The following is a 1,652-nucleotide window of genomic DNA, read 5'->3' as shown; positions in this document are numbered from 1 at the left end:
ACAGATTGATAATGTTAAGACATATCTTTTGGCAAAAGGACAGCCGTTTGAGATAATAAGCGATATCGGTTCTGGGATTAATTATAAGAAAAAAGGACTTCAGGAATTGATTAGACGAATCTCTCAAAATCAAGTTGAAAAGGTTGTTGTTTTATATAAAGACAGGCTATTGCGATTTGGTTTTGAGTTGATAGAATATATCGCTTCACTTTATAATTGTGAGATTGAGATTATTGATAATACTGAAAAATCTGAACAGCAGGAACTTGTTGAAGATCTGGTTCAAATAATCACAGTATTCAGCTGCAAATTACAAGGAAAACGAGCGAACAAAGCTAAGAAACTTATCCGGGAATTGATACAGGAGGAAACAGATGGTAAAAGCCATAAAAGTAATGCTGATACCAAACAACGTACAGAAAACTAAGATGTTTCAGTACGCAGGTGCTTCAAGATTTGCTTATAACTGGGCTTTGGCCAGGGAAAAAGAAAATTATGAAAAAGGTGGCAAATTCATTTCAGATTCAGAACTCAGAAAAGAATTTACAAAGCTCAGACATTCTGATGAATACGCATGGCTGCTGAATATTTCAAATAATGTAACCAAACAGGCAATCAAAGATGCCTGTACTGCGTATAAGAACTTTTTCAAGGGTTTGCAAAAATTCCCAAGATTCAAGTCTAAAAAGAGATCAATGCCGAAGTTCTATCAGGATAATGTTAAGATACAATTCAGTAATACCCACGTTAAGTTTGAAGGCTTTTCTTCCAGCAGGAAAGCAAATAAGCAGAAAATGAATTGGGTAAGACTTGCAGAACATGGACGTATTCCAACAGATGTTAAATATATGAATCCGAGAATATCCTTTGACGGATTGAACTGGTGGATCAGTGTATGTGTGGAATTTCCTGATTGCAAGGAAACACTTAATGATGATGGAGTTGGTATAGACTTAGGAATCAAAGATTTGGCTGTCTGCTCTGATGCTGTTAAATATAAGAACATTAATAAGAGTCAGAAAGTAAAGAAACTGGAAAAACAGAAACGCAGATTACAGCGTAGTATCTCTCGTTCTTACGAGAAGAATAAGAAAGGGGAAAGTTACTGCAAAACCAATAATGTAATCAAAAAGGAAAAACTTTTATTAAAACGAAATCACAGATTAACAAACATCCGTAAAAACTATTTGAATCAGACCATATCTGAGATCGTAAATCGAAAACCAAGATTTATCTGTATTGAAGATCTGAATGTCAGCGGAATGATGAAAAATAGACATTTATCCAAAGCAGTTCAGGAACAAGGATTTTTTTGGTTTAGAAAACAGCTTGAATACAAATGCAGTGATAAAGGGATCCAGCTTATTGTGGCTGATCGTTTTTATCCATCATCAAAGCTTTGCAGCTGTTGTGGAAATATCAAAAAAGATTTGAAATTATCTGACAGGGAATATAGATGTGAGTGTGGGAATATAATTGACAGAGATTTCCAGGCATCAATAAATCTTAAGGATTATGGAGAACGATTTGCAAGCTGACACTGAAACGTTAATGCAAATATGTACGGATACGTTAGTCCGGAATTTACGCCTATGGAGAGTACAAGAACTTGTGAGTAGATAGATATTTATATCATCAAAAGCATACTCGTT

The 1,652-nt window shown here is 34.7% G+C and carries 2 protein-coding genes; both read left to right on the top strand.

What is annotated here, in order from left to right; genetic code table 11:
- Nucleotides 1–427, top strand: a 427-nt coding sequence (locus PGW42_RS15730; RefSeq protein ID WP_270235194.1) for an IS607 family transposase, incomplete at its 5' end; no start/stop codon positions are given.
- Nucleotides 375–1,538: an RNA-guided endonuclease InsQ/TnpB family protein gene (locus PGW42_RS15725; RefSeq protein ID WP_270235193.1), complete on the top strand. Its 1,164-nt coding sequence runs from the start codon at nt 375–377 to the stop codon at nt 1,536–1,538. The genes PGW42_RS15730 and PGW42_RS15725, both read left to right, overlap by 53 nt.
- Nucleotides 1,539–1,652: the final 114 nt, after the last annotated feature.

It is taken from the genome of Coprococcus sp. TM115-187 (genome assembly GCF_027679115.1).
GTDB lineage: Bacteria > Bacillota > Clostridia > Lachnospirales > Lachnospiraceae > Allocoprococcus > Allocoprococcus comes.
Note: the sequence above shows the minus strand (reverse complement) of the source record. Positions and strands in the feature narration are given on the sequence as shown.

Bases quoted from the DNA above. Each gene is read 5' to 3' on its own strand.
- PGW42_RS15725 (WP_270235193.1), top strand. From the start codon at position 375: ATGGTAAAAGCCATAAAAGTAATGCTGATACCAAACAACGTACAGAAA.